At 45.5% G+C, this 23,957-nt stretch carries 18 protein-coding genes and 1 other RNA gene; 11 read left to right on the top strand and 8 right to left on the bottom strand.

What is annotated here, in order from left to right:
* Nucleotides 1-348: 348 nt before the first annotated feature.
* A complete protein-coding gene (locus tag KUL49_RS01040; protein WP_131136021.1) occupies nucleotides 349-1,005 on the top strand; it encodes an NAD(P)H-dependent oxidoreductase in 657 nt (218 codons plus the stop codon).
* Here the strand turns inward: KUL49_RS01040 and KUL49_RS21005 are convergent.
* Nucleotides 958-1,281 (bottom strand): alpha-E domain-containing protein, encoded by a 324-nt coding sequence (locus KUL49_RS21005; RefSeq protein ID WP_258312599.1) that lies wholly within the window; start codon nucleotides 1,279-1,281, stop codon nucleotides 958-960. The genes KUL49_RS01040 and KUL49_RS21005 overlap by 48 nt on opposite strands.
* 293 nt (nucleotides 1,282-1,574) lie before the next feature.
* Here KUL49_RS21005 and KUL49_RS01030 point away from each other — a divergent pair, with 293 nt between their 5' ends.
* The 4 genes from KUL49_RS01030 to rnpB all read left to right on the top strand — a co-directional run bounded on the left by KUL49_RS01030 (nucleotide 1,575) and on the right by rnpB (nucleotide 6,548).
* Nucleotides 1,575-1,889, top strand: a complete 315-nt coding sequence (locus tag KUL49_RS01030) for a hypothetical protein (RefSeq protein WP_232298263.1) — start codon at nucleotides 1,575-1,577, stop codon at nucleotides 1,887-1,889.
* Between the two features lie 85 nt (nucleotides 1,890-1,974).
* The gene (secD, locus tag KUL49_RS01025) at nucleotides 1,975-4,542 is read left to right on the top strand and encodes a protein translocase subunit SecD (RefSeq protein WP_131136020.1); all 2,568 of its coding nucleotides are present in this window, start codon (nucleotides 1,975-1,977) and stop codon (nucleotides 4,540-4,542) included.
* Nucleotides 4,543-4,696: 154 nt separating this feature from the next.
* The gene (locus KUL49_RS01020; RefSeq protein WP_131136019.1) at nucleotides 4,697-6,160 is read left to right on the top strand and encodes a potassium/proton antiporter; all 1,464 of its coding nucleotides are present in this window, start codon (nucleotides 4,697-4,699) and stop codon (nucleotides 6,158-6,160) included.
* 37 nt (nucleotides 6,161-6,197) lie between these two features.
* An RNA gene (gene rnpB / locus KUL49_RS01015) (RNase P RNA component class A) lies at nucleotides 6,198-6,548 on the top strand.
* Between the two features lie 68 nt (nucleotides 6,549-6,616).
* Here rnpB and KUL49_RS01010 read toward each other — a convergent pair.
* Entirely contained in the window at nucleotides 6,617-9,013 is a 2,397-nt protein-coding gene (locus tag KUL49_RS01010; protein WP_181412759.1) for a TonB-dependent receptor, read from the bottom strand.
* 400 nt (nucleotides 9,014-9,413) lie between these two features.
* Between KUL49_RS01010 and KUL49_RS01005 the strand changes: the two genes are divergently transcribed.
* Nucleotides 9,414-10,358 (top strand): DMT family transporter, encoded by a 945-nt coding sequence (locus KUL49_RS01005; protein ID WP_039224586.1) that lies wholly within the window; start codon nucleotides 9,414-9,416, stop codon nucleotides 10,356-10,358.
* 19 nt (nucleotides 10,359-10,377) lie between these two features.
* Here KUL49_RS01005 and KUL49_RS01000 read toward each other — a convergent pair whose 3' ends face one another.
* Genes KUL49_RS01000 through KUL49_RS00990 form a run of 4 tightly spaced genes read right to left on the bottom strand, consistent with a single transcriptional unit; the run spans nucleotide 10,378 to nucleotide 15,218 of the window.
* Entirely contained in the window at nucleotides 10,378-11,142 is a 765-nt protein-coding gene (locus KUL49_RS01000; RefSeq protein ID WP_131136017.1) for an ABC transporter substrate-binding protein, read from the bottom strand.
* 23 nt (nucleotides 11,143-11,165) lie between these two features.
* Nucleotides 11,166-11,525: a response regulator gene (locus KUL49_RS21000; RefSeq protein WP_232306485.1), complete on the bottom strand. Its 360-nt coding sequence runs from the start codon at nucleotides 11,523-11,525 to the stop codon at nucleotides 11,166-11,168.
* Nucleotides 11,518-14,043 carry an ATP-binding protein gene (locus KUL49_RS00995; RefSeq protein ID WP_242633687.1) on the bottom strand — a complete coding sequence of 842 codons (2,526 nt, stop codon included), beginning with the start codon at nucleotides 14,041-14,043 and terminating at the stop codon, nucleotides 11,518-11,520. Before KUL49_RS00995 ends, KUL49_RS21000 begins: the two co-directional genes overlap by 8 nt.
* Nucleotides 14,040-15,218: an ABC transporter substrate-binding protein gene (locus KUL49_RS00990; RefSeq protein ID WP_131136016.1), complete on the bottom strand. Its 1,179-nt coding sequence runs from the start codon at nucleotides 15,216-15,218 to the stop codon at nucleotides 14,040-14,042. The genes KUL49_RS00995 and KUL49_RS00990 overlap by 4 nt, the downstream gene beginning before the upstream one ends.
* A 336-nt stretch (nucleotides 15,219-15,554) precedes the next feature.
* Between KUL49_RS00990 and KUL49_RS00985 the strand changes: the two genes are divergently transcribed.
* On the top strand, nucleotides 15,555-16,052 hold the full coding sequence (locus KUL49_RS00985; RefSeq protein ID WP_014948380.1) for an exonuclease domain-containing protein: 498 nt from the start codon (nucleotides 15,555-15,557) through the stop codon (nucleotides 16,050-16,052).
* Nucleotides 16,053-16,140: 88 nt separating this feature from the next.
* Here the strand turns inward: KUL49_RS00985 and KUL49_RS00980 are convergent, their stop codons facing one another.
* Nucleotides 16,141-16,611, bottom strand: a complete 471-nt coding sequence (locus tag KUL49_RS00980; protein ID WP_131136015.1) for a hypothetical protein — start codon at nucleotides 16,609-16,611, stop codon at nucleotides 16,141-16,143.
* Nucleotides 16,612-16,861: 250 nt separating this feature from the next.
* Nucleotides 16,862-18,007: a methionine adenosyltransferase gene (metK, locus tag KUL49_RS00975; protein ID WP_049586187.1), complete on the bottom strand. Its 1,146-nt coding sequence runs from the start codon at nucleotides 18,005-18,007 to the stop codon at nucleotides 16,862-16,864.
* 427 nt (nucleotides 18,008-18,434) lie between these two features.
* Here metK and tkt point away from each other — a divergent pair, with 427 nt between their 5' ends.
* The 4 genes from tkt to KUL49_RS00955 all read left to right on the top strand — a co-directional run bounded on the left by tkt (nucleotide 18,435) and on the right by KUL49_RS00955 (nucleotide 23,947).
* Nucleotides 18,435-20,426 carry a transketolase gene (gene tkt, locus KUL49_RS00970; protein WP_131136014.1) on the top strand — a complete coding sequence of 664 codons (1,992 nt, stop codon included), beginning with the start codon at nucleotides 18,435-18,437 and terminating at the stop codon, nucleotides 20,424-20,426.
* A gap of 18 nt (nucleotides 20,427-20,444) precedes the next feature.
* Nucleotides 20,445-21,455 carry an erythrose-4-phosphate dehydrogenase gene (gene epd / locus KUL49_RS00965; RefSeq protein ID WP_131136013.1) on the top strand — a complete coding sequence of 337 codons (1,011 nt, stop codon included), beginning with the start codon at nucleotides 20,445-20,447 and terminating at the stop codon, nucleotides 21,453-21,455.
* A 116-nt stretch (nucleotides 21,456-21,571) separates the two neighbouring features.
* A complete protein-coding gene (locus tag KUL49_RS00960; RefSeq protein WP_131136012.1) occupies nucleotides 21,572-22,765 on the top strand; it encodes a phosphoglycerate kinase in 1,194 nt (397 codons plus the stop codon).
* Between the two features lie 282 nt (nucleotides 22,766-23,047).
* Nucleotides 23,048-23,947: a fructose bisphosphate aldolase gene (locus KUL49_RS00955; protein WP_131136011.1), complete on the top strand. Its 900-nt coding sequence runs from the start codon at nucleotides 23,048-23,050 to the stop codon at nucleotides 23,945-23,947.
* The last annotated feature ends 10 nt before the right edge of the window (nucleotides 23,948-23,957 follow it).

Genomic DNA, 23,957 nt, shown 5'->3' with positions numbered 1-23,957 from the left:
GGTGAGTTATGTGAAGTTATCAATGAGCTTTTAGTTGATGGGCATGGCATAAAAAGTATTGAAATTACTTGCTTTCATATAAGGTATTTCTAATTAAAAGGGCGCTAAATCTAACACTTTTTCTGAGTAATTTATTGTAATCGAATATTATGCGGGACGTATAATGTCCCCTCATCATTAGGTGGTGTCTACTAAAACTAAGCTCTCAATTTCCTTGCCTAACCCATACTATTATCAAAGTTAATTTGAAACTGATTCATCTTTAATCGGGATTATCATTGAAAAGCTTAAGCGATACTATACGCACAACTTTTAATTTAATCCCGACTATGTATTGAGGAGTTAGTAGTGTCTCATCCTATTATTGAAGATTTAAACAAGCGCTATACCGTGAAGCAATACGATGCCAACAAGCGTATTTCAGCTGATGATCTGGCGACAATACTTGAGGCTCTGAGATTATCGGCGTCGTCAATCAACTCACAACCTTGGAAGTTTGTCGTTGTCGAAAGTGACGAAGCTAAACAGCGCTTACATGATAGCTTCGCCAACAAACATCAGTTTAATCAGCATCACGCAAAAGAAGCGTCGCATACTATTTTGTTTGCCTATGATCCTAAATTCACAAAAGAGAAATTTGTTAAGCGTGTTGATGCGGAAGTATCTTCGGGTCATTTACCTGAAGATATGCGTGAAAACTTCATGGGCGCTTACGCATTTGCTGAAGCGAACACCGATGAGAACGGTAACAACGCGGCTTGGACCAAAGCGCAAGTTTATCTAGCGCTAGGCAATGTCCTTCACACGCTGGCGCGTTTAGGCATAGCGTCTACGCCGATGGAAGGTGTTGACGCCGAACTGCTTGGCGAACAGTTTAAAGATGAGCTAGACGGCCACGTTTGCGAAGTGGCACTTGCCATGGGCTACCCAGATACAGAGCAAGATTGGAACCATGGTCTACCGAAAGCACGCCTTGCAAAAGAAGATGTGATCGCGGTTGTGTAATACCTGACAACACAAGCTTGCAATGAATATAACAAAGCCCGTACTAAGCGGGCTTTGTTTTGCTTTCTTACTTTTGTGTTCTGGCTTCCATTTCCTGTGTTCACTTATAACTTCCTTTGGAATAACGTCTCTGATTGTGCGCGCATTATCTCTTGCGTATTGAAGGGAATTCAATATGGAAGACGGATTACGTGTGTCTACCGTAAGGAACTTAACGACATTCTTCTCGCTGTATTCATTACAAATGGCCTCAAATGGCTCGCGATTTCCTGTTATGTCATGCTATGGCTCCATTGCCAATTGATATACAAACAGCACAAAAAATCACCTTATATCCAAGTGAGTAAACTTACAAGAAGAAGCGATGGGCAGAAATGTAAAACCCAAAAATTATGTGCTTCAACGGTAATCTCGTTACTCACGATATTGAATAATGTATACTCACCCCAATATATGCGCTATAAAACAGCGCGTGTTTTAAGCGCGACTTTTCCTTCACAGATAGACAATTCACTACTTTGAGAGCACTAAACTTTCGCCATGGGTTTTCGTCCTACATGCCGCTTTTCATGGCATGGGTACTCTCGTGCCTCATCCTCAGTGCAAGCTTCCAAAGTGGTCAAATTAATAATGAAGTTGAAGTAAGTCAGCAGTCACCACTTGCCCAATTTAATTACGCGGGCAAGAGCTACTCGTTACGGTTTACCGGCACTAAGCTAGAAAACAGTGACGATCAAGGCGATGGACCAGAGGCAATTGTTGAATTGACCTTGGGGTTTGTTGTTCTGGCTATTGTGCTGTGTTTGGGTATGGCAAATGTTGTACCCCGTGCTCGCCAATACTACCGCCAGCCTTCTCGCGGCCCACCTTTATCCCTGAGCTAATTCTCTTTTTGCCTTAATGCGCTAGCACGTTCGCTTAGCTGCATATTGAGGCGCTTCAAAAAATTAAATTATTCAGGATTTTAAAATGGCACGATTTTCATTTCGTGGCTTTGTGTATGTGCTCATCGTTATGCTCGGTTTACTGAGCGCTGCGCCCAACATATTGCCACAATCAATCAAACAGCAGTTACCTACGTGGTACACCACTTCCACCCTATCTTTAGGCTTAGACTTACAAGGTGGCTCACACCTACTTTTAGCCGCAGACACCAACGCCTTGTTTGAAAAGCAGCTCAACAGCTTTTCGAGTGACTTGCTTAGCGAATTGCGCAGTCAAAACGTGCGCTATACAAAAACGACTCATTCACTCACTCATAAAGATAGTCGTTCTGGAAGTGTCGTCTTTACATTGCGTAGCGCAGATGATGCGAGAAAGGTTAGAGACGCCGCATATCAAATTTCCGCTCAGCCAAATGGTTCAAGTGCACTTGATGTTACGATAAAGCAAAATACCGTTACTCTTACGCTTAACGAGCTATATACCGAACAACTCATTAAAGACACGTTAAGCCGAAGTGTTGAAGTAGTTCGAAAGCGTTTGAACGAAACGGGGCTTACTGAGCCTAGCGTTACGCTACAAGGTAAAGACGCCATTTTAGTTCAGATGCCGGGTATGTCTGACCCCACCCAAGTTAAAAAATTATTGGGCACTACCGCACAAATGACTTTTCACTGGGCCGCGAATAGCCAGTCTGAGCAGGTTATGAATAAGCAAGATGCGGCGGGTAATACCTATCGCTTAGAGCAAAAAGTAGCGCTAGAAGGTGAGCATATTACTGATGCGGCAGGTGTCTTAAGTAGTGAAAATGGCCAGCCAGTAGTGACGTTCCGATTAGACAGCGCAGGTGCCAAGCAGTTTGCTACTATGACACGTGACAACATCGGCCGTGTGCTTGCTATCGTCCTTGACGACAAAGTGGTTACAGCCCCCGTCATAAATAGCGTGATTCCGGGTGGTCGTGGTGAAATAACCGGTAACTTTACATTGCCTGAGGCGGGCAACACTGCACTAATGCTTCGCACAGGTGCGCTACCTGTGCCACTTACCATTATAGAAGAACGCACGGTGGGGCCAGATTTAGGCAGCGATGCAATTCAAACCGGAGTGGAAAGCGGCGTGGCAGGTGCGTTACTGGTATTGGCATTTATGGTAGCGATCTACGGCAGGTGGGGCGCTATCGCAAGTTTTGCTCTTTGTATCAATATGGCGTTGGTGTTTGGCGCATTAACCCTGTTTGGCGCAACACTGACGTTACCGGGCATTGCAGGTTTGATCCTAACCATGGGCATGGCGGTCGATGCGAACATTTTGATTAATGAACGTATTCGTGAAGAAAGTAAAAAAGGTCGTCCGGCAGCCAGTGCAATAGAGGTGGGTTTTGATAAAGCGTTCGCGACTATTGTGGATTCAAACTTCACCACACTAATAGCGGTAAGTTTGTTGTTTATGTTTGGAAGCGGCCCTATTAAAGGGTTTGCAATTACAATTGCCCTTGGTCTGGTGTCTTCGGTATTTACTGCTGTAGCCCTAACTAAAATGTTAATGCTAAGAGTGGTTAAGTCGAAGCAAAAGAGTACGCAAGATCGCGCGCAGCAGCGTGTCCCTTTGCGCTTTTCATCACCGCTTTTGCGGTTAAGCGATAAGCTTAGCGGTATTAATTTTCTGGCAAAGCGTAAAATTGCACTCGCTGTTTCGGTAGTGCTAACAGTACTTTCAATCGGCTTGTTTGCTAAACCTGGCTTACATTATGGCGTCGACTTTACCGGTGGCACCATGATTGAGTTGACCGCACCAACCCTTACTACCGATGAGCTAAGGAATGTGATTGAAAGCAATGGCTTTGATCAAATAGCAATTCAAGAATATGGCAGTGAACATCACTATTTATTGCGAGCACCTGTTCTAGATAGCAGTGGCGAGCTTGAAAATAGCAACGCAAAGCAGACTGACGCACTAAAGCGTGCGATTTCGCAAGCCGACAGTGAGGTAAGTTTTGATAAAATTGATATGGTTGGACCCAAGGTCAGCGGAGGCTTTGCCGAGCTATCCATTCTAGCATTGCTTATCGCAGGTGGCGGCATGTTGGTGTATCTGTGGGCACGCTTTGAAGCGCATTTTGCGAGCGCAGCGCTGCTAACCGTGATACTCGATTTAACCAAGACCATAGGCTTTTTCGCGCTTACGGGTATCGAATTTAACTTAACGGCTGTTGCAGCACTGTTGGCGCTCATTGGTTACTCTATAAACGATAAGGTGGTGGTGCTTGATCGCATCCGTGAGTTATTGCGTTTAGACCCAAACAAGCCATTGGCAGATACCATTAATGAAGCAGTAAACAGTACGCTAAGCCGCACGGTATTTACTTCCGTTACCACGCTGTTGGCATTGTTACCGATGGCTATTTTTGGCGGTGATGCCGTAGAAAGTTTTGCAGTGCCTATGGTTTTTGCTGTGGTAATTGGCACGTCTTCGACCTTGTTTATTACCTCTACATTATTATACCTATTGGGCAGTAGAAGGGAGAAACAGGGCAAAGCACAGTTAAAGCCCACTGCCGAAGAAATTAAGGCTTCGTTGTCGCACATTCCTTAGACGACACGAGTTCCTTAACTTTATTACCCTGCCGCGTTTCTGTACCTCAATACTTTGGTAACAAAACGCGGTAAGGTAGCAGTATTAACAGGAACCCTCGATGCGTACTTCCAGTTTTGCGTAAGCATGCATCAGTGGCAATAAGGAACGTATAATGTTTGCAGTTGATCACATTATTTTACTCAGTGCAGTGCTTGCCATTTTGGGCGTACTGGCCAGTAAATTGTCTCCGCGCTTTGGCGTACCTGTATTGGTGCTATTCCTTGGTGTTGGTATGCTTGCTGGTGAAGATGGGATTGGCCGAATTTTCTTTGATAATGCCGATGCTGCGCATGCTATTGGTACATTTGCTCTTATTCTCATCCTATTTGATGGCGGTCTACAAACGTCAAAAAAGTCTATAGCGCTGTCGTGGAAACCCGCCGCGTTACTCGCCACCTTTGGCGTAATTGGTACGGCAGTAGTCACAGGTATCGCTGCTATGGTTATTCTCGATTTACCGCTTTATAAAGGCTTATTGCTTGGCGCTATTGTGGGGTCGACAGATGCCGCAGCAGTGTTTTCTGTTTTGCGCAACGCTGGTATACGCATTCCTTCAAAAATAAAATCCACACTAGAGCTAGAAAGTGCGTCGAATGATCCAATGGCCATATTCCTCACAATTGGCCTTATAACGCTTATTCAAGACAGCACCACTAAGCCAGTTGACTTACTTTCGCTGTTTGCCAGTCAAATGGGAGTGGGAGCGATAGTGGGCCTTGCCATTGGCGGTATTGCAGTATGGCTTTTCAGACGCGTCACCTTAATGGCCATCGGTTTGTATCCGGTATTTGTGATGTTGTTTGGTGTATTGTCTTTTGGCCTTGCTGCGAACTTAAATGGCAGCGGCTTTCTCGCTACCTTTATTACGGGTGTTATCGTGGGTAACAGCCGCTTTGCTTATCAGCGTAATACGTTCGTGTTTCTGGATGGGCTGGCCTGGCTTGGGCAAATTGCCATGTTCGTTATCTTAGGTTTGTTGGTAACGCCCACCGAGCTGTTTGTTAATTGGAAAGAAGGCCTTTTAATTGCGTTTGTGCTTATTTTTATTGCACGTCCGCTGGTGGTTATGCCTATTTTATTGCTTTCAAAATTCTCGTTCAAAGCATCGCTGCTTATATCATGGGTGGGTTTACGCGGTTCGGTGCCAATTATACTCGCTATATTTCCGCTAATATTCGGCATGCCATACGCCGAGCTCATTTTTAATGTGGTGTTCTTTATCGTGCTTATTTCCGCCTTATTGCAAGGTTCCACCTTACCCTATGCGGCGCGTAAGTTAGGCTTAGTGTTGGACGATGAAGTAAGAGAGTCGAGTACGCTGGAAATTGTAAAAGTTGCTAAGAGCAAGCGCGAGCTTATAGAAATAGAGGTATCGAAGTTATCGCCGGCACTACATAAAACCATCGGTGAATTGTCTCTTCCCGAAAATACTGTGGTGGCGATGGTTGCTCGTGGTGAAGAAACACTTATACCCAAAGGAAGCACTAAAATAGAAATGGGCGACCAAATTTTCATTATCACCAAACTGCTCGATAAAAGCGCCGTTGAGCGCTGCTTTTACAGCGAGCAGGAATAGGGTGCTATTGTTGGGTACTTCATGTAGAATGCGCCGCGGAGTTGGCCAGGCAATCGCCGCTTTCGTAAGAAAGGGGAGGAAAGTCCGGGCTCCAAAGGGCAGGGTGCCAGATAACGTCTGGGCGGCGTGAGCCGACGACAAGTGCAGCAGAGAGAAGACCGCCTAAGCATGTTTACATGCCGGTAAGGGTGAAAGGGTGCGGTAAGAGCGCACCGCACCTCTGGTAACAGAGTGTGGCAAGGTAAACTCCACCCGGAGCAAGACCAAATAGGATCCCTCAACGTGTGGCCCGCATGGGGATCGGGTAGGTTGCTTGAATCAGTGAGCGATTGCTGATCTAGAGGAATGGTTGCCCACGACAGAACCCGGCTTACGGCCAACTCCACTCTTTTCCCAAAAGAAAGTGAAGCCTCTACCTGAAGGGATATTTCCTCAGGCAGAGACATTTATCACTCTTTACTGAAAGAAGTATCGGAACGTCGCACCAATGGTGCGTGGCTGGTTCACCGTAAATCCAAGTCGAGCTCGTCCACCACGTTCTCTATCAAAGGATAGCTGCGCGTTTTCGTCGAACAGGTTGTTTGCATACAGTAATATTTCATAGTCATCGTAGGTAAGACCGAAGCTCATATTAAGCGTGCCGTAGTCGTCTAACAACAAGTCTAATTCCGTTGTTTCTGCGCCAGTGGCACCGCCAAAGGCAAGGCCTGAAGTGAATATACCTGCGCCTGCAACTTGGTCACTAGGCTGGGTTATACGGTCTCCCACGTACTGGTAAGAGCCTTGGAAATAGGTGCTGTTTGAAGAGAATAAAGGCTGCGCCAAATCGTAGGTAAATGCGATGGCAAAGCTCTCTTCAGGTACTGAAGCTAAGCGGTTACCGTCTTCTACGCCACCTAGTACCGCACCATCACCATCAACAACGGTTGAATCGAACTCGGCTTCAATGATGCTACCCGTTAATGAGAAAAAGAGCTGGTCAGTAAACTGACGCGTAAGCTCAAATTCAATACCTTGGGTGTGGGCGTCCGGCACGTTAAATGATACACGTGACGAGCAAGAACCAGCATCCAATGTAACCTGAAGATCTTCAATATCGTTATAGAAAGCCGAGATGTTAGCTGACCATCCACGACCTGATGATTTCATACCGATCTCATAGTTGGTGAGCTTTTCATCGTCATAGTCTTGGAACGAACCAAAGATGGCTTCATCTTGGTCGGTACACAGGCTTCTATTTAGGGGGTCATTTACACCGCCAAGTCTAAATCCTTGAGACACCTGAGCATTTAAGTTCACGTTTTCGCTTACGCTATACTGGCCGATAACGCGAGAAGTAAAGCCATCTGATTCTGTAGAATCGGTCTGGTTGTCACCGTTGGCAAATAAGCCCCCAGAGATAAACTGACGCTCTTCTTCATAATCGTAAAAACGAGAGCCCACGGTCATTTTAAAGTCATCGTTCACTTGATAGTTCACTTCACCAAACACAGCAAGCTGCTTCAAGTCGTACGGTAAATAGGCGTTGTAAGGAGAATCAGCTTCAAAACCGTTGGCAACCGCTGCCGACGTGCCTTCACCTAAGGTAGCATCGGTAAATGCGTCGTATCCCGGGGTAGGGAGTGATTGGTCATAAACACGCTCTGTAGAAGAGTAGAAAGCGCCAACTAGCCAGTCTAGCGCGCCATCGCCATTGGATGCGGCGCGAAGCTCAAAGGTATCTTGCTCTACTTCCGTTCTGTCTAATAAGTTCGACGGTAATAGTACGGCTTCATCAGGAAAACCTAAGTCGATACTTACTGAGCCCGAAAGCGCGCTGGCATCACGACTTACAAGAATATCGCGGTCGGTATAGCTATAAACAAAGGTAAAATCAGCAACGTCGGCTTGATATTCAGCAGTTACGTCAGCAATCAAGGTATCGTCAGAGAAGCCTTCTTCAAGCAGCAGGTACTGTTCTCGTTCACCCAATTGAATAGCCTGGCGGGTCGTTGTGTAAGGGTTAGCAAACACATTATACACTTCCTGTCTGTTAAACCCGTTCATTTCCAATTCTTGGAAGATAAGTCGTGGTGTAATCGTGAGCTTATCGTTGGGTGCAATAATGAACGCTACGCGTCCGCCAGTTCTATCGCCGTCGTTAACGTCTTCGCTAAACGCGCCGTTTTCACCTAACGCATCTATAAAGCCTGCGTAATCAGTGCGGTATACCACCGCGCGCATGGCAATGGTGTCGGAAATAGGTACGTTTACCATGCCCTTAACGTGACCGCCCACGCCACCGTCTGTCACACTATTAAGATTAGCTTCAAACTTACCTTCAAAGGTATCTAACTCGGGCTGATTGGTGATGTAGCGAAGGGTTCCGCCGATAGAGCCAGATCCAAAAAGCGTACCTTGCGGACCGCGCAGGGTTTCAATGCGGTTAAGGTCGAAAAGGTCGAGATCTGGAGTAAATAAAGACAGCGAGATCACGCTTTCATCGAGGTATACGCCGACCTGCTCCTTAACGCCTGGTTGGTCTCGTACAATTTGACCCGCTGAAACGCCACGCATAGATACTTGGCTTTGGCCTGGTCCTAAGTTTTGAATTGAGACGCTCGCCACGTTTCTTGCGACGTCCTCTAAGTTTCCTGCACCGCTGCGTTCAAAGTCTCGCTGCGTTTGTGCGTTGATTGAAAAAGGAATGTCTTCAATGGATTCTGCACGCTTTGTTGCAGTTACTATGATCTGCTCAAAGTCATCGTCATCCTTTTGTTGTGTGTCCTGCGCCATTGCACCGGAGCTAAGCAGCCCCATTACCGCAACGCTAAGTGTGCTTCGTCTAAACGACGATTTTTCTATTTTAAACATAAGTCCATCCAGGTTGGTTGTTTCTATTTTGTTATCAGGTAAGGGTGTAATGTGACAAAAAAGTTGGTTTATTTCCATAATTTGCGAAACAAATATTTCATTTTTTGTTGTATCTAATACGGTACGTTTTGCTTGTTAATTTAGTGTTAATTTTAAATGTGTGGTGAATGTGCGTCTAAAAGGTCAAAAGAAGCGTCTATCTGGCTAATTACAAAAGCAATAATCTAAGTATCATCTTTATGAGAGAGGTGTTGACCCTAAGAGCAAAAATGACTGGGTGATAAAAACAAGCGGCAGCAATCAGTTTATATCAGCGTCACAGTAAAAGCTGATGGGTTAATTAGAAAGTACAGCATGAAAGCATTGTTCAACAGTTAAAGCTAAGAAGGTGAGTAATAGAGTGGAGAAAGCAGTGAATACAAGCGATGTAGTAAAAGGGGTCTTAGCCATTGTTATCGCAAGCTTTCTGTGGGGGACAACAGGCACTGCCGCTCAGTTCGCTCCAGAAATCAGTCCTCTGGCAATCGGTGCCTTTGCAATGGGTATAGGCGGTGTATTGCTTTGTGTTAGTGCCCGAAAATCACTAGTAAAGGATGCACCTATTCTTTTTTCTACACCACTGACCTTTCTGTTTGGCAGTGCATGTGTTGCAATTTATCCGCTGGCCTTTTACAGCTCAATGCGTTTGTCAGGCGTTGCCATTGGCACCGTGGTTTCTATCGCCAGTGCACCACTATTCGCTGCGCTTTTAGAGTACTTTTTAAGTAAAAAGCCCGTGTCTTTAAAATGGTTTATTAGTTTTGTGTTTGGTGCGTTTGGGATTGGCATGTTAGCCATGGGTAAGGCACACGACGCAATGGCGTTGTCAGCATCTAAAGATGATCAGGTGTTCGGCGTTCTATTGGGTTTAATTGCAGGTTTAACTTACGCTGGGTACTCATGGGCTGCGAAGCAACACATTGACGCTGGCGCAAATTCAAAATCTGCCATGGCCGGACTTTTCGGTTGCGCTGCCGTTGCTCTGTTGCCTTCCCTCTGGTTTACCGGTCAAAACTTGTTTGCTAACACTATCCACATTAGCGTTTCACTCTATATGGCTGTGGTGCCGATGTTTCTTGGTTATTTGCTATTTGGCTATGGTCTTCGCACTACCGAAGCGAGTAAAGCTACGCTTATTACGTTAATTGAGCCACTGGTTGCGACACTTTTCGCTATTTTTCTAATTGGTGAAGTATTCAAGCCGGTGGGGTGGGTTGGCATGACGCTGGTGTGTCTTTGCCTTTTAATCCAATCGATAAAATTTCCCTTTGCTTTAAAGCGCTATGGCAAAAAAGCAACGGCGTAATGTTGAAACTGCGTGTGGCTTATAATGAAAAGTCAGAATACTTGTTAAGTATTCTATCAATTTGACCCGTTTGTTTTAATTCAGCAATGGCGCGGTTAATGGCGGGGAGCTTATCTTTATGTCGATTGTGAATACGCAACGCCATTTTGCCTGCGGTATGGATGGGGCCCAGCGCTATTTTTATGTTGTGCATTGAAGACCAGTAACGCGCCGCTGCTTCCTCAATTATGATGACATCTATCCGTTTCATGCCAAGGGCTAAGATAAGGTTACTCTCGGCTTGAAAGTCCATTCTGACGAACTTATCAGAATCAAAATACACATAGCCGGAGATCATCCCTACGGTTTCACCGTAGATAGAGGCGACGGTTTGGTATCGGCTATGGTTTTCAGGTAGAGTAATAAAGTATTCTGTGATGTCTATAATGGGATCTGAGAAAGTGAAGTCGCCCGCGGGCTCATCTTTAGACAGCCAGCTTGGACTGAAGAAGTCGAAATCAAGAGCGCCTGTTTTAAATGCAAGCATCGCACGTTTGGTAGAGAGCATGACTTTTTCTGTCTTAATATCTGCTCTATTCATAATAAGGGAAAGGATTTCAACTAGAATACCGGCCCTATCTTCGTCGACAGCATTTTCGTACGGGATAGAGCTGCCTGACGTTCCAAGATTATATCGCAGTACTTCATCGGCAGTCGCGCCACCGCCAAAAAGCGAAACGTTAATCAATAAGATAAACGAAACAACTTTTTTGATGTGAGGGGCTAATCTCGCTAAGGCGTTCACTCAAGATGTTCCACTACAATAGGTTAATGAACGGCGCTTTCTTCGCTATTTCTTTCAATACTTGCCCAATGCTCGACTTTGTCGATGAGGTCAATAGCATCAAAAGGTTTACTTAGGTAATCGTCCATTCCGGCGTTAACGCAGCGCTCTTTGTCACCTTTCATGGCATTGGCGGTTAGTGCGATGATCGGCACGTTTAAATAGCGTTCTCCGGCCTCACCATTTCTTATGCGTTTAGTTGCTTCAAAGCCGTCCATTTCTGGCATTTGACAGTCCATCAAGACAACATCAAAAGTCACTTTCATTTTGTTCAACGCTTCAAGTGCCTCTAGGCCTGATTTGGCACTCAATGTAGTGTGGTTATTTAGGTGCTGTTTAACAATAACCTGATTGATGTCGTTGTCTTCGACAATTAATACTTTGCGTTTTTCCCTTTTCCCGTTTCACTCCTGAGGAGTGGTGAACTGGCTTAAGCAGGGCTTCGTCGGCTTGCTCAAGCATAATAGTGAAAGAGAACGTGCTTCCGTGACCTTTAACGCTCTCAAGTTTTATATCGCCGCCCATGAGTTCGCATAATTGTTTGCTAATAGAAAGACCAAGGCCTGTTCCGCCGAATTTGCGAGTTGTAGAAAGGTCTTCTTGGGTAAAGACATCAAAGATAGTACTTTGCTTATCTTGTGCAATGCCAATGCCAGTGTCTTTTACGCTACATAAAAGCTTAAGGCTGTTATCTGCGTTTTGCTGAATGCTGGTGGTGACTTCAATGCAACCACTGTCGGTGAACTTCACGGCATTACCTAACAAGTTCGAGAGTATTTGTCTAAAGCGTACATCATCGCCTTGTACAACGTGAAAGCCTTGTAAATCAAAGTGAAAATGTAGCGCTAACCCTTTTTCTTGGCACATAATCGCGTACTGACTTTGAAGGTTTTCAAGCGACTCTAAAATGTCGAATGGGTTTTCTTCAATTTGCAGTTGGCCTGCCTCAATTTTAGAGAAGTCCAAAATATCATTTACGATATGTAAAAGGCCCTGGATACTAAACTTAGCAAGAGACAGGTAGTGCTTTTGCTCCTCAGTGAGTTCAGAGCTAGCCATTAACTGCAAAACACCAGAAATACCGTGTATTGGCGTGCGTATTTCATGGCTCATACTAGCGAGGAAACTCGATTTAAGACGGGCAGACTCTTCCGCTTTTTCTCGCGCATCCTGAAGATACTGTTCGGTTTGTCGTTGTTGAGTAACGTCCTGTTGAAACCCGATATAGTGAGTGACTTCACCATTTATTTTTACCGGCGTCAAATTCAAACGGTTGTAAAAGGCGCTGCCGTCTTTTTTATAGTTGAGCAGCGTCGTTTCAATAGGCTCGCGCACTGCAATAGCCTTGCGGATTTGGTCAACTGTCTGCTTGCTGGTTTCATCGCCCTGCATCGACCTGCAATTATGACCGATTATTTCTTCACGACTGTAGCCTGTAAGCTCTTCAAAGGCACTGTTTACGTATATTATTGGTTGGCCGACGCGCTTAATGTCCGAAATGATGATCGACACGGTTGCCTCATCCATAGCGTGAGTGAGCACTTTAACGTGACTTTCAAGAGAGCGTTGTTCAGTTTCGTCGCTACCAACATAGATATCACCACGAATATTACCATTAGCATCGGCCAGTGATGTTTTAGTCCAATGAACAAACCGCTCTTGGCCGGTTGATACCGAAAAGTGTGTAAGTTCATTGCTCTGTGAAGAAGCGAGCTTTTGCATAATGAACTTCAAAATACCGTTCTTTTCACCGTACTGGTCATGACAAAAGTCGTCGAAGCGCTTATTAGAAAGTAAAATTTGCTTGTCTTGATCAACCACAACAAGCATATCGCCCATTGACTCCAATACGTTGGAAAACTGTTCGTTAGACAGTGAAACCTCTGTCAGATCCCAAATCAGTTTGTCAAACGCTTCGCGAATATCCGCAAGTTCTTGGGCCTCAACGTCACTATCAAGGCGTAGTGAGGTCTTATCATCACTGTTTAGTCGATTCTTAATGTCATTGTACAAAGTCGAAAGTGTTCGCTCGGCAAGCGTTCCCGTCATACTCACCATATGCAAAATGATAAATACGAAGCCTACAATCATTGCCAGCAATACAATCCCAGTCCATGCGGCTTCTCTGTATGCGGTGATGGTGGGTTTCACGCTGTATAAGGTTAGATTTTGCCAATCAGCCTTTTTTATAGCGTAGCCGCTGTCATCAAAATCGGAAAAGCTTGAGTTGGGAGCAATGAGTGAGGGCTCACTGCTAAACAGGACATGCCCACTAGAGTCGGTAACAAGCTGGTTAGTCAGTCTGGGGTAAGGAGCGAGCAAAGACTGCAAGCTATCCACATACATAACAAGCGCGCCTTCCGCTACGCCTCTAAGTAACACTGGAACGCTTATTAATACGCCGTACTTTGATACCGAGGAGTATGCATTCGATGAACCAAGGGTTTGCTGGCGCCATGCACTACTGAGCGACTCGGGGATAACAGCATTCCAGTTTTTATCAATCACCCGGTTCCCGGCAAAATCAAATAGCGCAAACTCGACACTTTTCGCCTGAGTTAAATTTAACGAGCGGAAAAACATGGGAAGGTAATTATCCCTTTGCTCGAAATCAACCAAGGAATTGATGATGATATCGTTAGCTGCCAAGTCTGCTAGCTGTCTAGTGGTATCGCTAACAATGTAATTGATATCTTGTTCTAAACCATCAACAGATTGTTTTTGAAGCTGGTCGGTTTGTTTGACAATGAAGTGAAAAGAGAGAGCAAATAGAATGATAGACAAAACCGCGACGAGTAAAACCAGTCGCGGTAGCATGCTTGAAAGCAGAAGAGAGCGTAACCTTGGGGGCTGCTGCATCATTGCACGCCCGTTGTTACCAAGTGACCTTTTTCGTTAAACGTAGTCATAAAATAATCCTTTGCCCAGAGTGCATCGTGTCTGTCCTCTGAAAATGGAGCTGTGTAGTGCTTCACTGCACCTTGCACATTTTGAAGAGACTCTAGCGCAGCGCGTAATGCGTCTACTTCTATACTACCAGCTTTCGCGGCAGCTGCCGCGATTAAATGAGTTAAATCATAAGCATGAGCCAAACCTGTCACACCACCAATCGCAGTCGCATCCACCAAGCCATACTTACTATAATAGGCTTCTAACAAGCTTTTTGCCTTGGTATTTTTCTGGTGGTTGAAGTGGAAGGTTTGAAGTACTGACACATTGTAGTTAGCGATGGGCTTTGCAAGTAAAGAGGCGAACTGACCCGACGCGACTCCCCAATGCGACACAACAGGGAGAGAGGCGATGCCTTGTTTTGCCATCTCATCGAGTACCACAACACCTTCAGGAACGTTACTAACAAGAATAATCGCTTCCGCTTTCGCGCTTTTTATTGCCGCGATATCCTCAGAAAAGTCTTTCTGCTGCCAATTTATCCAATGGGTTGCTGTTATATCAATATCATTATTACTTGCAGCTTGTGTTAATGATTCAAGGTTTGAGCGTCCCCATCCTGTTCTTTCCAGTACTAACGCGATATTTGAAAGCCCCATATATTTGACGTGATTAATTAGGACTGAAGCTGCTTCAGCGTCGCGTACCGACACGCGAAATATGTTATTCGGTGAGTGCCCGTTGTCGATAATAGGCGTCCCCGCTGCCCAAGGAACCAACATCAGAATGTTTTTTTCGTGTATTGGGTCGACTTCAGCGAGAACTACAGGTGTATGAACGCCGCCTACTACCGCAAGTAAATTGGGAGTTTGGGAAAATTGCTCAATATTATATACACCTCGAGCTGGGTTGCCGCGATGGTCTTTCGCAATAACTTTTATTTGACGACCCAGAATCCCACCAGCGGCATTTATTTCGTCTACGGCAAGCTCGACCCCTCTTGTAATAGCGATGCCACCTTCAACAGCTACCGCTGAAAGATCGGCGTCAATACCAATCACCAGAGGCTCCGTTGAACTTAATACTTTACTTGCAGTAAAAATTGAAAAGACGCAAGCCAGCGAGAGAAAGATAGAAAGTGCACGCATGAATAGGCTACCTAAATGTTAACCTTAAGAGTGTATAGCAATGTGCTCAGTCTTTTAGCGTAAACGTCTTATCCTTTAGTATAAGTTTGATGCTTTTTTGAGAGCTTTTACGAGAATTTTGAGCGCTGGCGACGGGTTGGTGTACTAAACAAGTGCGCATTAATTGTGGCACGATTCTACTATTAGCTTATATTTCGAGAAGAGTGGTTGTACATTTGCTAAACAGTGTTCGACGTTGTTTAGTTGTTCCTCTGGTGACGAGGTAGCAGTAAAACCGCCTGATAAAAATGGTTTGCGTATGTTGCAAGCAAGGATAAACAGCGGTTTGGAGCGTGAGTGCGAAAGAATACCCTGCCAACAATAATAGACATTGAAGCAAGTGGATTTGGCGCAGCGAGTTACCCTATTGAAATAGGTATCGTGCGCTATGATGGTGCAAAGTGGTGTAAGCTACTTCGGCCCTTTGACTCGTGGGTTCACTGGGATCGAAAAGCGGAGTCACTGCACGGCATAACGCAGCAGATGCTGCAAACTCGAGGAGAAGAGCCTCGAAAAGTCTGTGTTGAGTTAAATAATTTCCTTGGCAATACGGTTGTTTACAGTGACGGTTGGGTCGTTGATAACCCGTGGCTAATTAAGCTCTACGCCGCAGCGCAGGTAGAAATGTCTTTTACGTGTAGAGCATTGGAATATATTTTGTCTGAAGCACAAATGAATCAATGGCATGAGGTGAAAAGCCGCCTTGCGAGCCAACTTGATGTTAAGCGTCATAGAGCGAGTTCCGACGCGATGGTAATTCAACAGACTTACGCAAAAACCTTATCATTGGCATAACGGCAACTACGTTTCGTCTTTATGATGGGGTGTAATACTAAAAGCGCACTGTGAATGCAATGTAGCGGTGACCTAAAACAAGGATGACTTAAAACAAGTAATTGACGCCCAATGAGAGAGCCATATTCTCTTCTTCCCCAACTTGCCTATGTTCAAGTTCTACCGCCATGTTTAAACCCTCGCTTTTGCCAAGCAGCCAGCCCAACCGAGTAAAAGTACCTACATCATGAGGTAAATAAAGCCACTCTGCGTAATGCTGAAAGGCGGTATTGTTGGTTTTGTACGTTGCATAGACCTTTTGCGGGATCCTTGTATCAAAACGACGGCTGGCGCTAAATATACCTTGTGAACCTGCTGGATAGGTATAGCTGTTGTCGTAAAGATAAGTTTCGGTTGTAGATTGGACACGGTACATACTATTTAGCTGCCACCGAGCTATTTTTTTGCTTTTGAATTGGATAGGACTGTAGTGGGGAGCATTCATTTCCGCGAGCACGGGGGAAGCCGCCGTAGACGCAGCCAAAGTAAGTGCCAGAAGAATTCCAGTAACCACATTCATGGAAGAGCCCAAGTTGTTGTTATCATGGCTTGTAAACAACCAGAAACTACAAGCGATAGTGTGTTCGTTATTTAAGCATAGCTGTAAACAATAAATGATGGAAATATTCTTTTCTGTTTTTTATTTGCCTGGTTAATTTAGCTAGTTAGCAAAGCCTAAATAAAAAACGCCGCTAGTTTGTGTAACCGCTTATAAGCTAAGCGTTACAAAAACAAAACGGCGTTTATAAAAGCGCTGCTTGACTGTCGAATTAAATCGATGCTTTTAACGCTTCTGCTTTATCTGTAGCTTCCCATGGGAATTCGTCACGACCAAAGTGACCGTATGCAGCAGTTGGGCGATAAATTGGGCGCTCAAGGTCTAGCATTTGGATAAGGCCGTAAGGACGCAAGTCGAAATGCTCGCGCACTAGTGCAACCAGTGTTTTCTCATCCACTACGCCAGTACCGAAAGTATCGATGCTGATAGACGTTGGCTCTGCCACACCGATTGCATAAGACACTTGGATTTCACAGCGCTTTGCAAGACCCGCTGCAACAATGTTCTTAGCAACGTAACGACCCGCGTATGCTGCACTGCGGTCTACTTTAGATGGATCTTTACCAGAAAACGCGCCACCACCGTGACGAGCCATACCACCGTAAGTATCAACAATGATTTTACGCCCGGTTAAACCACAGTCGCCCATTGGACCACCGATAACAAATCGACCTGTTGGGTTGATGTGGAAACGCGTGTTGGCATCAATCCACTCACTTGGAAGCACAGGCTTGATGATTTCTTCCATTACCGCTTCACGTACTGTTTCAGTGCTTACTGAATCACAGTGCTGGGTTGAAAGTACAACCGCGTCAATGCCTACAGGCTTGTCGTTTTCATACTTGAATGTAATTTGGCTTTTCGCATCTGGACGCAACCAGTCCAGCTTACCAGACTTACGTACTTCGGCTTGTTTTTGAACAAGACGGTGAGAGTAAGTGATTGGCGCAGGCATTAGCACGTCAGTTTCGTCGCTCGCGTAACCGAACATTAGGCCTTGGTCGCCTGCACCTTGTTCTTCTAGGCTTGCGCGGTCAACACCTTGATTGATGTCAGGAGACTGTTTACCAATTGCGTTTAATACAGCACATGAGTCAGCGTCGAAGCCCATATCTGAGTGCGTATAGCCAATTTCTTTAACAGTTTTTCGGGTAAGTTCTTCAATGTCTACCCATGCAGAAGTGGTCACTTCACCACCTACTAAAACCATACCGGTTTTTACATACGTTTCGCAGGCCACCCGAGCGCGAGGATCTTGTTCTAAAATAGCGTCAAGAACCGCATCTGAGATCTGATCAGCAATTTTGTCCGGATGTCCTTCAGACACTGACTCGGATGTGAATAAATGCGTGGCCATAAATGCTCCGTAAGCGTTAAATTATCAAAATAGTCGTATATTGTACTAAAACAAGTTATAAATACCAGTCTTTACTTCTAGACGTCTAAAAGTCTCTTCGTTACGAATAGTTGACACAACCCGATCACTAATGGGGTTATTCAGGACGAAATTAGTAAAGCGAATGATGTACTAGTAAAACCAGACGTTAGATATAACCGTTTTTGCTGTATTGGGAATACGTGATGGTCAGGGTATAGACCATTTTTTACTATGACTTTCACTATTGGCAATCAAAACCCATTGAACTGTAAGGTGGCATAGGTAAGAATAACGCCACATTCATTCGTATAAAGAAGTAGAGCGAACGCCTTACCTCTACGCTCGTCTAGCTTGCCTAGCCCGCTAAGATACGAAACAAAAGATACAAAATAAATCAGGAGACAACATGCCCTCTCGTCGTGAACTCGCCAATGCAATCCGTGCATTAAGCATGGATGCCGTTCAACAAGCTAAATCTGGTCACCCAGGTGCCCCAATGGGGATGGCTGATATCGCACAGGTACTATGGGGTGATTTCTTATCACACAACCCTGCAAACCCATCTTGGGCTAACCGCGATCGCTTTGTGCTTTCAAATGGTCACGGCTCGATGCTGTTGTACTCTCTTCTTCACCTTTCAGGCTACGAACTGCCAATTGAAGAGTTAAAGAATTTCCGCCAATTGCATTCAAAAACGCCAGGCCATCCAGAATATGGCTATGCGCCAGGTGTTGAAACGACCACTGGCCCACTAGGCCAAGGTATCAGTAATGCTGTGGGCATGGCGCTTGCCGAAAAAGTACTAGCTGCACAATTTAACAAAGATGGTCACACTATTGTTGACCACCACACATACGCATTCTTAGGCGACGGCTGCTTAATGGAAGGTATCTCACACGAGACCTGTTCACTAGCCGGTACGCTAGGCCTTGGTAAGCTTATCGCGTTTTGGGATGACAACGGCATTTCAATTGATGGCGAAGTGGAAGGTTGGTTCACCGACGATACACCAGCACGCTTCAAGAGCTATGGTTGGGAAGTGATCGATGGCGTTGACGGGCACGATGCAGAGCAAGTAAAAGCCGCTATTGAAAAGGCACAGGCGAATACTGCGCAACCTACGCTTATTTGTTGTAAAACCACCATTGGTTTCGGTTCACCTAATAAAGAAGGTACCGAGTCTTGTCACGGTGCACCACTAGGTGAGGACGAAATTGTCGCTACTCGCGAGAAGCTTGGCTGGAGCCATGGCGCGTTCGAAATTCCAGACGATATTTACGCTGGTTGGGATGCTAAAGAGAAAGGTTCAAACGCGGAAAGCGCGTGGAATGACGCTTTCGCTGCATACGAAGCCGCCTACCCAGAGCTTGCAGCAGAATTCAAACGCCGTGTAAATGGCGAGTTGCCAGCAGATTTCAGCGACAAGGCAGACGCTATCATCGCTGAACTTCAAGCTAACCCACAAAATATCGCGTCACGTAAAGCGTCACAAAATGCACTGAATGCGTTTGGTCCGCTACTTCCTGAACTATTAGGCGGCTCTGCTGACCTTGCAGGTTCTAACCTTACTATTTGGGAAGGCAGCAAAGGTGTTGAAGCAAATGATGCCTCAGGTAACTACATTTATTACGGTGTACGTGAGTTTGGTATGTCGGCCATGATGAATGGTATTGCCCTTCACGGTGGCTTTAAGGCATACGGTGCAACCTTCCTAATGTTTATGGAATATGCACGCAACGCGGTACGTATGGCAGCGCTAATGAAGCAGCCTGCAATTTTCGTTTACACCCACGATTCAATTGGTCTAGGTGAAGACGGCCCAACACACCAGCCAGTAGAGCAGGTGGTTGCGCTACGTGCAACGCCTAACCTTGATAACTGGCGCCCTTGTGATCAGGTTGAGTCTGCTGTGTCGTGGAAGTCTGCTATTGAGCGCACTGACGGCCCAACAACGCTGATTTTCACGCGTCAAGGCTTAGCGCAGCAAGAAAGAACGGCCCAACAAGTTGCTGATATCGCGAAAGGTGGTTACGTACTTAAAGATTGTGAAGGTACGCCAGAGCTTATTCTTATTGGTACCGGTTCTGAGGTTCAGCTAGCCGTTGAAGCAGCAGAAAAACTAACCGAGCAAGGCAAAGCCGTTCGCGTAGTGTCTATGCCATCAACTGACGTATTCGACCGTCAGTCTGCTGATTACCGTGAGAGCGTACTGCCTTCTAGCGTTGTTAAACGCGTAGCGGTTGAAGCGCTGTCTAAAGATAGCTGGTACAAGTACGTTGGCTTTAATGGCGCTATCGTGGGAATGGACACCTTTGGTGAATCTGCACCTGCGGGCGACCTGTTCAAGCACTTCAACATTACCACTGACGCTGTAGTAGAGGCTGCACTGTCTCTGTAAGAGGTAATAGATAAGCCTATGGTAAATATTGCCATAAATGGGTTTGGTCGTATTGGTCGTAACGTGTTGCGCGCGCTGTATGAAAGTGGGCGCAACAACGAATTTAACGTGGTGGCCATTAACGACATTGCTAAACCCGAAGGCATAGCACATTTACTTAAATACGATACCGCCCACGGGCGGTTCCGTTTTGATGTGGCCTTAGAAAATAACACGCTAAATGTCGCAGGCGACGATATTACACTGCTCGCGATAAGCGATATTAAAGACCTACCCTGGAAAGACTTGGGCGTTGATATTGTGCTTGAGTGTACGGGCAAGTTTGATGACAGAGCATCGGGGCAAGCACATTTAGATGCCGGCGCTGGCAAAGTGCTTTTCTCGTCACCCGGGTCACCAGATTTAGACAATACGGTCATTTTCGGAACCAATGAAGACACGTTGACCAGTGAACAAAAATTAGTCTCCAACGGCTCTTGCACCACAAACTGCATTGTTCCTGTTATCCAAGCGCTAGACGCTGCGTTCGGTGTTGAAAGTGGTACGATCACAACCATTCACGCGTCTATGCATGACCAGCAAGTTATCGACGCCTATCACGAAGATTTGCGCAGAACCCGTGCTGCAAGTCAGTCGATTATTCCCGTTGATACCCGACTTGCTGCCGGTATAGAGCGCATTCTGCCTAAGTTTGCGGGAAAATTTGAAGCCATTGCGGTTCGAGTGCCAACTATCAATGTTACTGCCATGGATTTAAGTGTAACGCTTCAATCTAAGGTAACGATTGAGCAAGTGAACCAAGCCCTTCGCAATGCAAAAGCGGGGCGTTTACAGGGCATTTTGGACTACACCGAAGAGCCTTTGGTGTCGATAGATTTCAATCACAACCCTCACTCGTGTATTGTAGATGGCACACAAACAAGAGTCAGTCACAAACAACTGGTTAAAACACTAGTATGGTGTGACAACGAATGGGGTTTTGCAAACCGTATGCTCGATACCGCAAAAGTGATGTTCGACGCAAAATAAAGCATTGATGCTGCCAAGGGTTGGTAGCACCAGCCCGCGCAGCTTTCACAGTTAATTTGAGCGTGTCTTACCTTCAAAACACGCTCTACTGAATTTAAATTAACATAGGAAAGACGATGGCAATTCCAAGCATGAGCGATATGGCCCTAAAAGGTCAGCGCGTATTAATTAGACAAGATTTAAACGTGCCGGTAAAAGACGGCAAAGTAACTTCTGATGCGCGTATCAAAGCATCAATCCCTACGATTAAAGCAGCCCTAGACGCAGGTGCGGCAGTTATGGTGATGTCTCACCTTGGTCGTCCTACTGAAGGCGAGCCTGCAGACGAATTCTCTCTTCAACCTGTTGTTGATTATCTTAATGACGCCCTAGACGTACCGGTTAAGCTTGTAAAAGATTACCTAGATGGCGTGGAGCTTGCAGACGGCGAATTAGTTATCCTTGAAAACGTACGTTTTAATAACGGCGAAAAGAAGGACGACGAAACGTTAGCAAAACAGTACGCAGCACTTTGCGATATCTTTGTTATGGATGCGTTCGGTACTGCTCACCGCGCACAAGCGTCTACTCATGGCGTTGCTAAATTTGCACCAAAAGCCTGTGCTGGCCCATTACTTGCTGCAGAATTAGACGCACTTGGCAAAGCGCTAGACAACCCTAAGCGTCCAATGGTTGCCATTGTGGGTGGCTCTAAAGTATCTACCAAGTTGACCGTGTTAAAAACATTGGCTGAAAAAGTTGATCAGCTGATTGTTGGCGGTGGTATCGCTAATACGTTTATCGCGGCTCAAGGCCATAATGTGGGTAAGTCACTAGTAGAGATGGACCTTACCGAGCAAGCCACGCAGCTTATGAATGAAGCGCAGGCGAATGGCGGTAATATTCCAGTGCCTACAGATGTGGTCGTGGGCAAAGCGTTTGATGAGAATACCGAAGCGACGCTAAAAGTAGTCAGTGACGTTGCCGACGACGATATGATTTTTGATATTGGTCCAGACTCTTCAAAGGCGTTAGAGGACATTATCAAGAACGCGGGAACCATTGTATGGAATGGTCCTGTAGGCGTATTTGAATTTGAACAGTTCAGTGCTGGAACAAAAGCGCTGTCTGAAGCGATTGCGGCAAGCGACGCATTCTCAATCGCAGGTGGTGGTGATACACTAGCAGCAGTTGATAAATACGGGATTGCCGATAAGGTCTCTTATATTTCAACAGGTGGTGGCGCGTTCCTAGAATTCTTGGAAGGAAAAACACTACCAGCGGTAGCAGTACTAGAAGAAAAAATAAATAAGCCTGAACGCTGCATGTAAACGCAGCGTTTTAAAGCTCAAGATAGCTAAGGCCTAGTACAAACGTTACCCCATAGATGTCACGCTCAGTAACAGCATTTTTGAGCGTGACAATTTAATCGGGAACGATTACACCTGCGAAACAGTGAAGTGCGCAGGCATAAATACCAACTTTATTACAGATGTGTTTACTTAAGGTGCTGGCATGCTGCGTCTGAGACAAACAGATCTTTAATAGAATTGGTATAACAATAAACCCTACACCTGTCTATTAAGGCAGTAATATACAAAAGGAGTGTTGCAATGGCATCACAAGCTCAGCAGGCAATGCTGGATAAACTGAAGACGCAAACCGGTTTTATTGCAGCGTTAGATCAAAGCGGCGGTAGTACCCCTAAAGCGTTGCGCTTATACGGCATCGAAGAGTCAGAGTACAGCTCAGACGAAGAGATGTTTAATCTTGTTCATGAAATGCGTACACGCATTATCACCAGCACCCCTTTTAGCGGCGAGCGCGTTCTTGGCGCAATCTTGTTTGAAAACACCCTTGATAGAGAAATTGAAGGCATGTCTTCTGCACACTACCTGTGGCAGAAAAAGCGTGTTATTCCTTTCTTAAAGGTAGATAAAGGACTAGCTGAAGAAAGCAACGGCGTGCAGGTAATGAAGCCAATGCCAGGTCTTGATGCACTGCTAGCTAAAGCGGTAGCGCAAGACGTATTTGGCACTAAAATGCGCAGTGTCGTTAAGCTTGCGAATCACCAAGGTATTAAAGACGTTGTTGCTCAGCAGTTTGAAGTGGGTAAGCAAATTTTAGCCGCGGGCCTTGTTCCAATCATTGAGCCAGAAGTGGATATTCACAGTCCACAAAAAGCGGAAGCAGAAGCATTACTTAAGCTAGAGATTTTGACCCAGCTTAATCTGCTAAACGAAGGTCAGGAAGTCATGCTTAAGCTTACGCTTCCGACAGAAGCAAACTTCTATAAAGAGCTTGTTGACCATCCTCGCGTACTTAAAGTAGTGGCGCTATCTGGTGGCTATAGCCGCGAGGAAGCAAACGCGAAGCTGGCAGAAAACCAAGGTATGATCGCGAGTTTCTCTCGCGCACTGACAGAAGGTGTATCTGCACAGCAAACTCAAGAAGAATTTGAAGCAACGCTTGATACTGCAATTGAAGGTATCTACCAAGCGTCTAAAGCTTAATTTTCTCCTT

It is taken from the genome of Alteromonas sp. KUL17 (genome assembly GCF_006538305.1).
GTDB lineage: Bacteria > Pseudomonadota > Gammaproteobacteria > Enterobacterales > Alteromonadaceae > Alteromonas > Alteromonas macleodii.
Note: the sequence above shows the minus strand (reverse complement) of the source record. Positions and strands in the feature narration are given on the sequence as shown.

Excerpts from the sequence above, each read along its gene's own strand:
- KUL49_RS01020 (WP_131136019.1), top strand. The coding sequence starts at position 4,697 with ATGTTTGCAGTTGATCACATTATTTTACTCAGTGCAGTGCTTGCCATT.
- epd (WP_131136013.1), top strand. The coding sequence starts at position 20,445 with ATGGTAAATATTGCCATAAATGGGTTTGGTCGTATTGGTCGTAACGTG.
- KUL49_RS01030 (WP_232298263.1), top strand. The coding sequence starts at position 1,575 with ATGGCATGGGTACTCTCGTGCCTCATCCTCAGTGCAAGCTTCCAAAGT.
- KUL49_RS00980 (WP_131136015.1), bottom strand. The coding sequence starts at position 16,611 with ATGAATGTGGTTACTGGAATTCTTCTGGCACTTACTTTGGCTGCGTCT.
- secD (WP_131136020.1), top strand. The coding sequence starts at position 1,975 with ATGGCACGATTTTCATTTCGTGGCTTTGTGTATGTGCTCATCGTTATG.
- metK (WP_049586187.1), bottom strand. The coding sequence starts at position 18,007 with ATGGCCACGCATTTATTCACATCCGAGTCAGTGTCTGAAGGACATCCG.
- KUL49_RS01010 (WP_181412759.1), bottom strand. The coding sequence starts at position 9,013 with ATGTTTAAAATAGAAAAATCGTCGTTTAGACGAAGCACACTTAGCGTT.
- KUL49_RS00955 (WP_131136011.1), top strand. The coding sequence starts at position 23,048 with ATGGCATCACAAGCTCAGCAGGCAATGCTGGATAAACTGAAGACGCAA.
- KUL49_RS00990 (WP_131136016.1), bottom strand. The coding sequence starts at position 15,218 with ATGCGTGCACTTTCTATCTTTCTCTCGCTGGCTTGCGTCTTTTCAATT.
- KUL49_RS00960 (WP_131136012.1), top strand. The coding sequence starts at position 21,572 with ATGGCAATTCCAAGCATGAGCGATATGGCCCTAAAAGGTCAGCGCGTA.
- KUL49_RS00995 (WP_242633687.1), bottom strand. The coding sequence starts at position 14,043 with ATGATGCAGCAGCCCCCAAGGTTACGCTCTCTTCTGCTTTCAAGCATG.
- tkt (WP_131136014.1), top strand. The coding sequence starts at position 18,435 with ATGCCCTCTCGTCGTGAACTCGCCAATGCAATCCGTGCATTAAGCATG.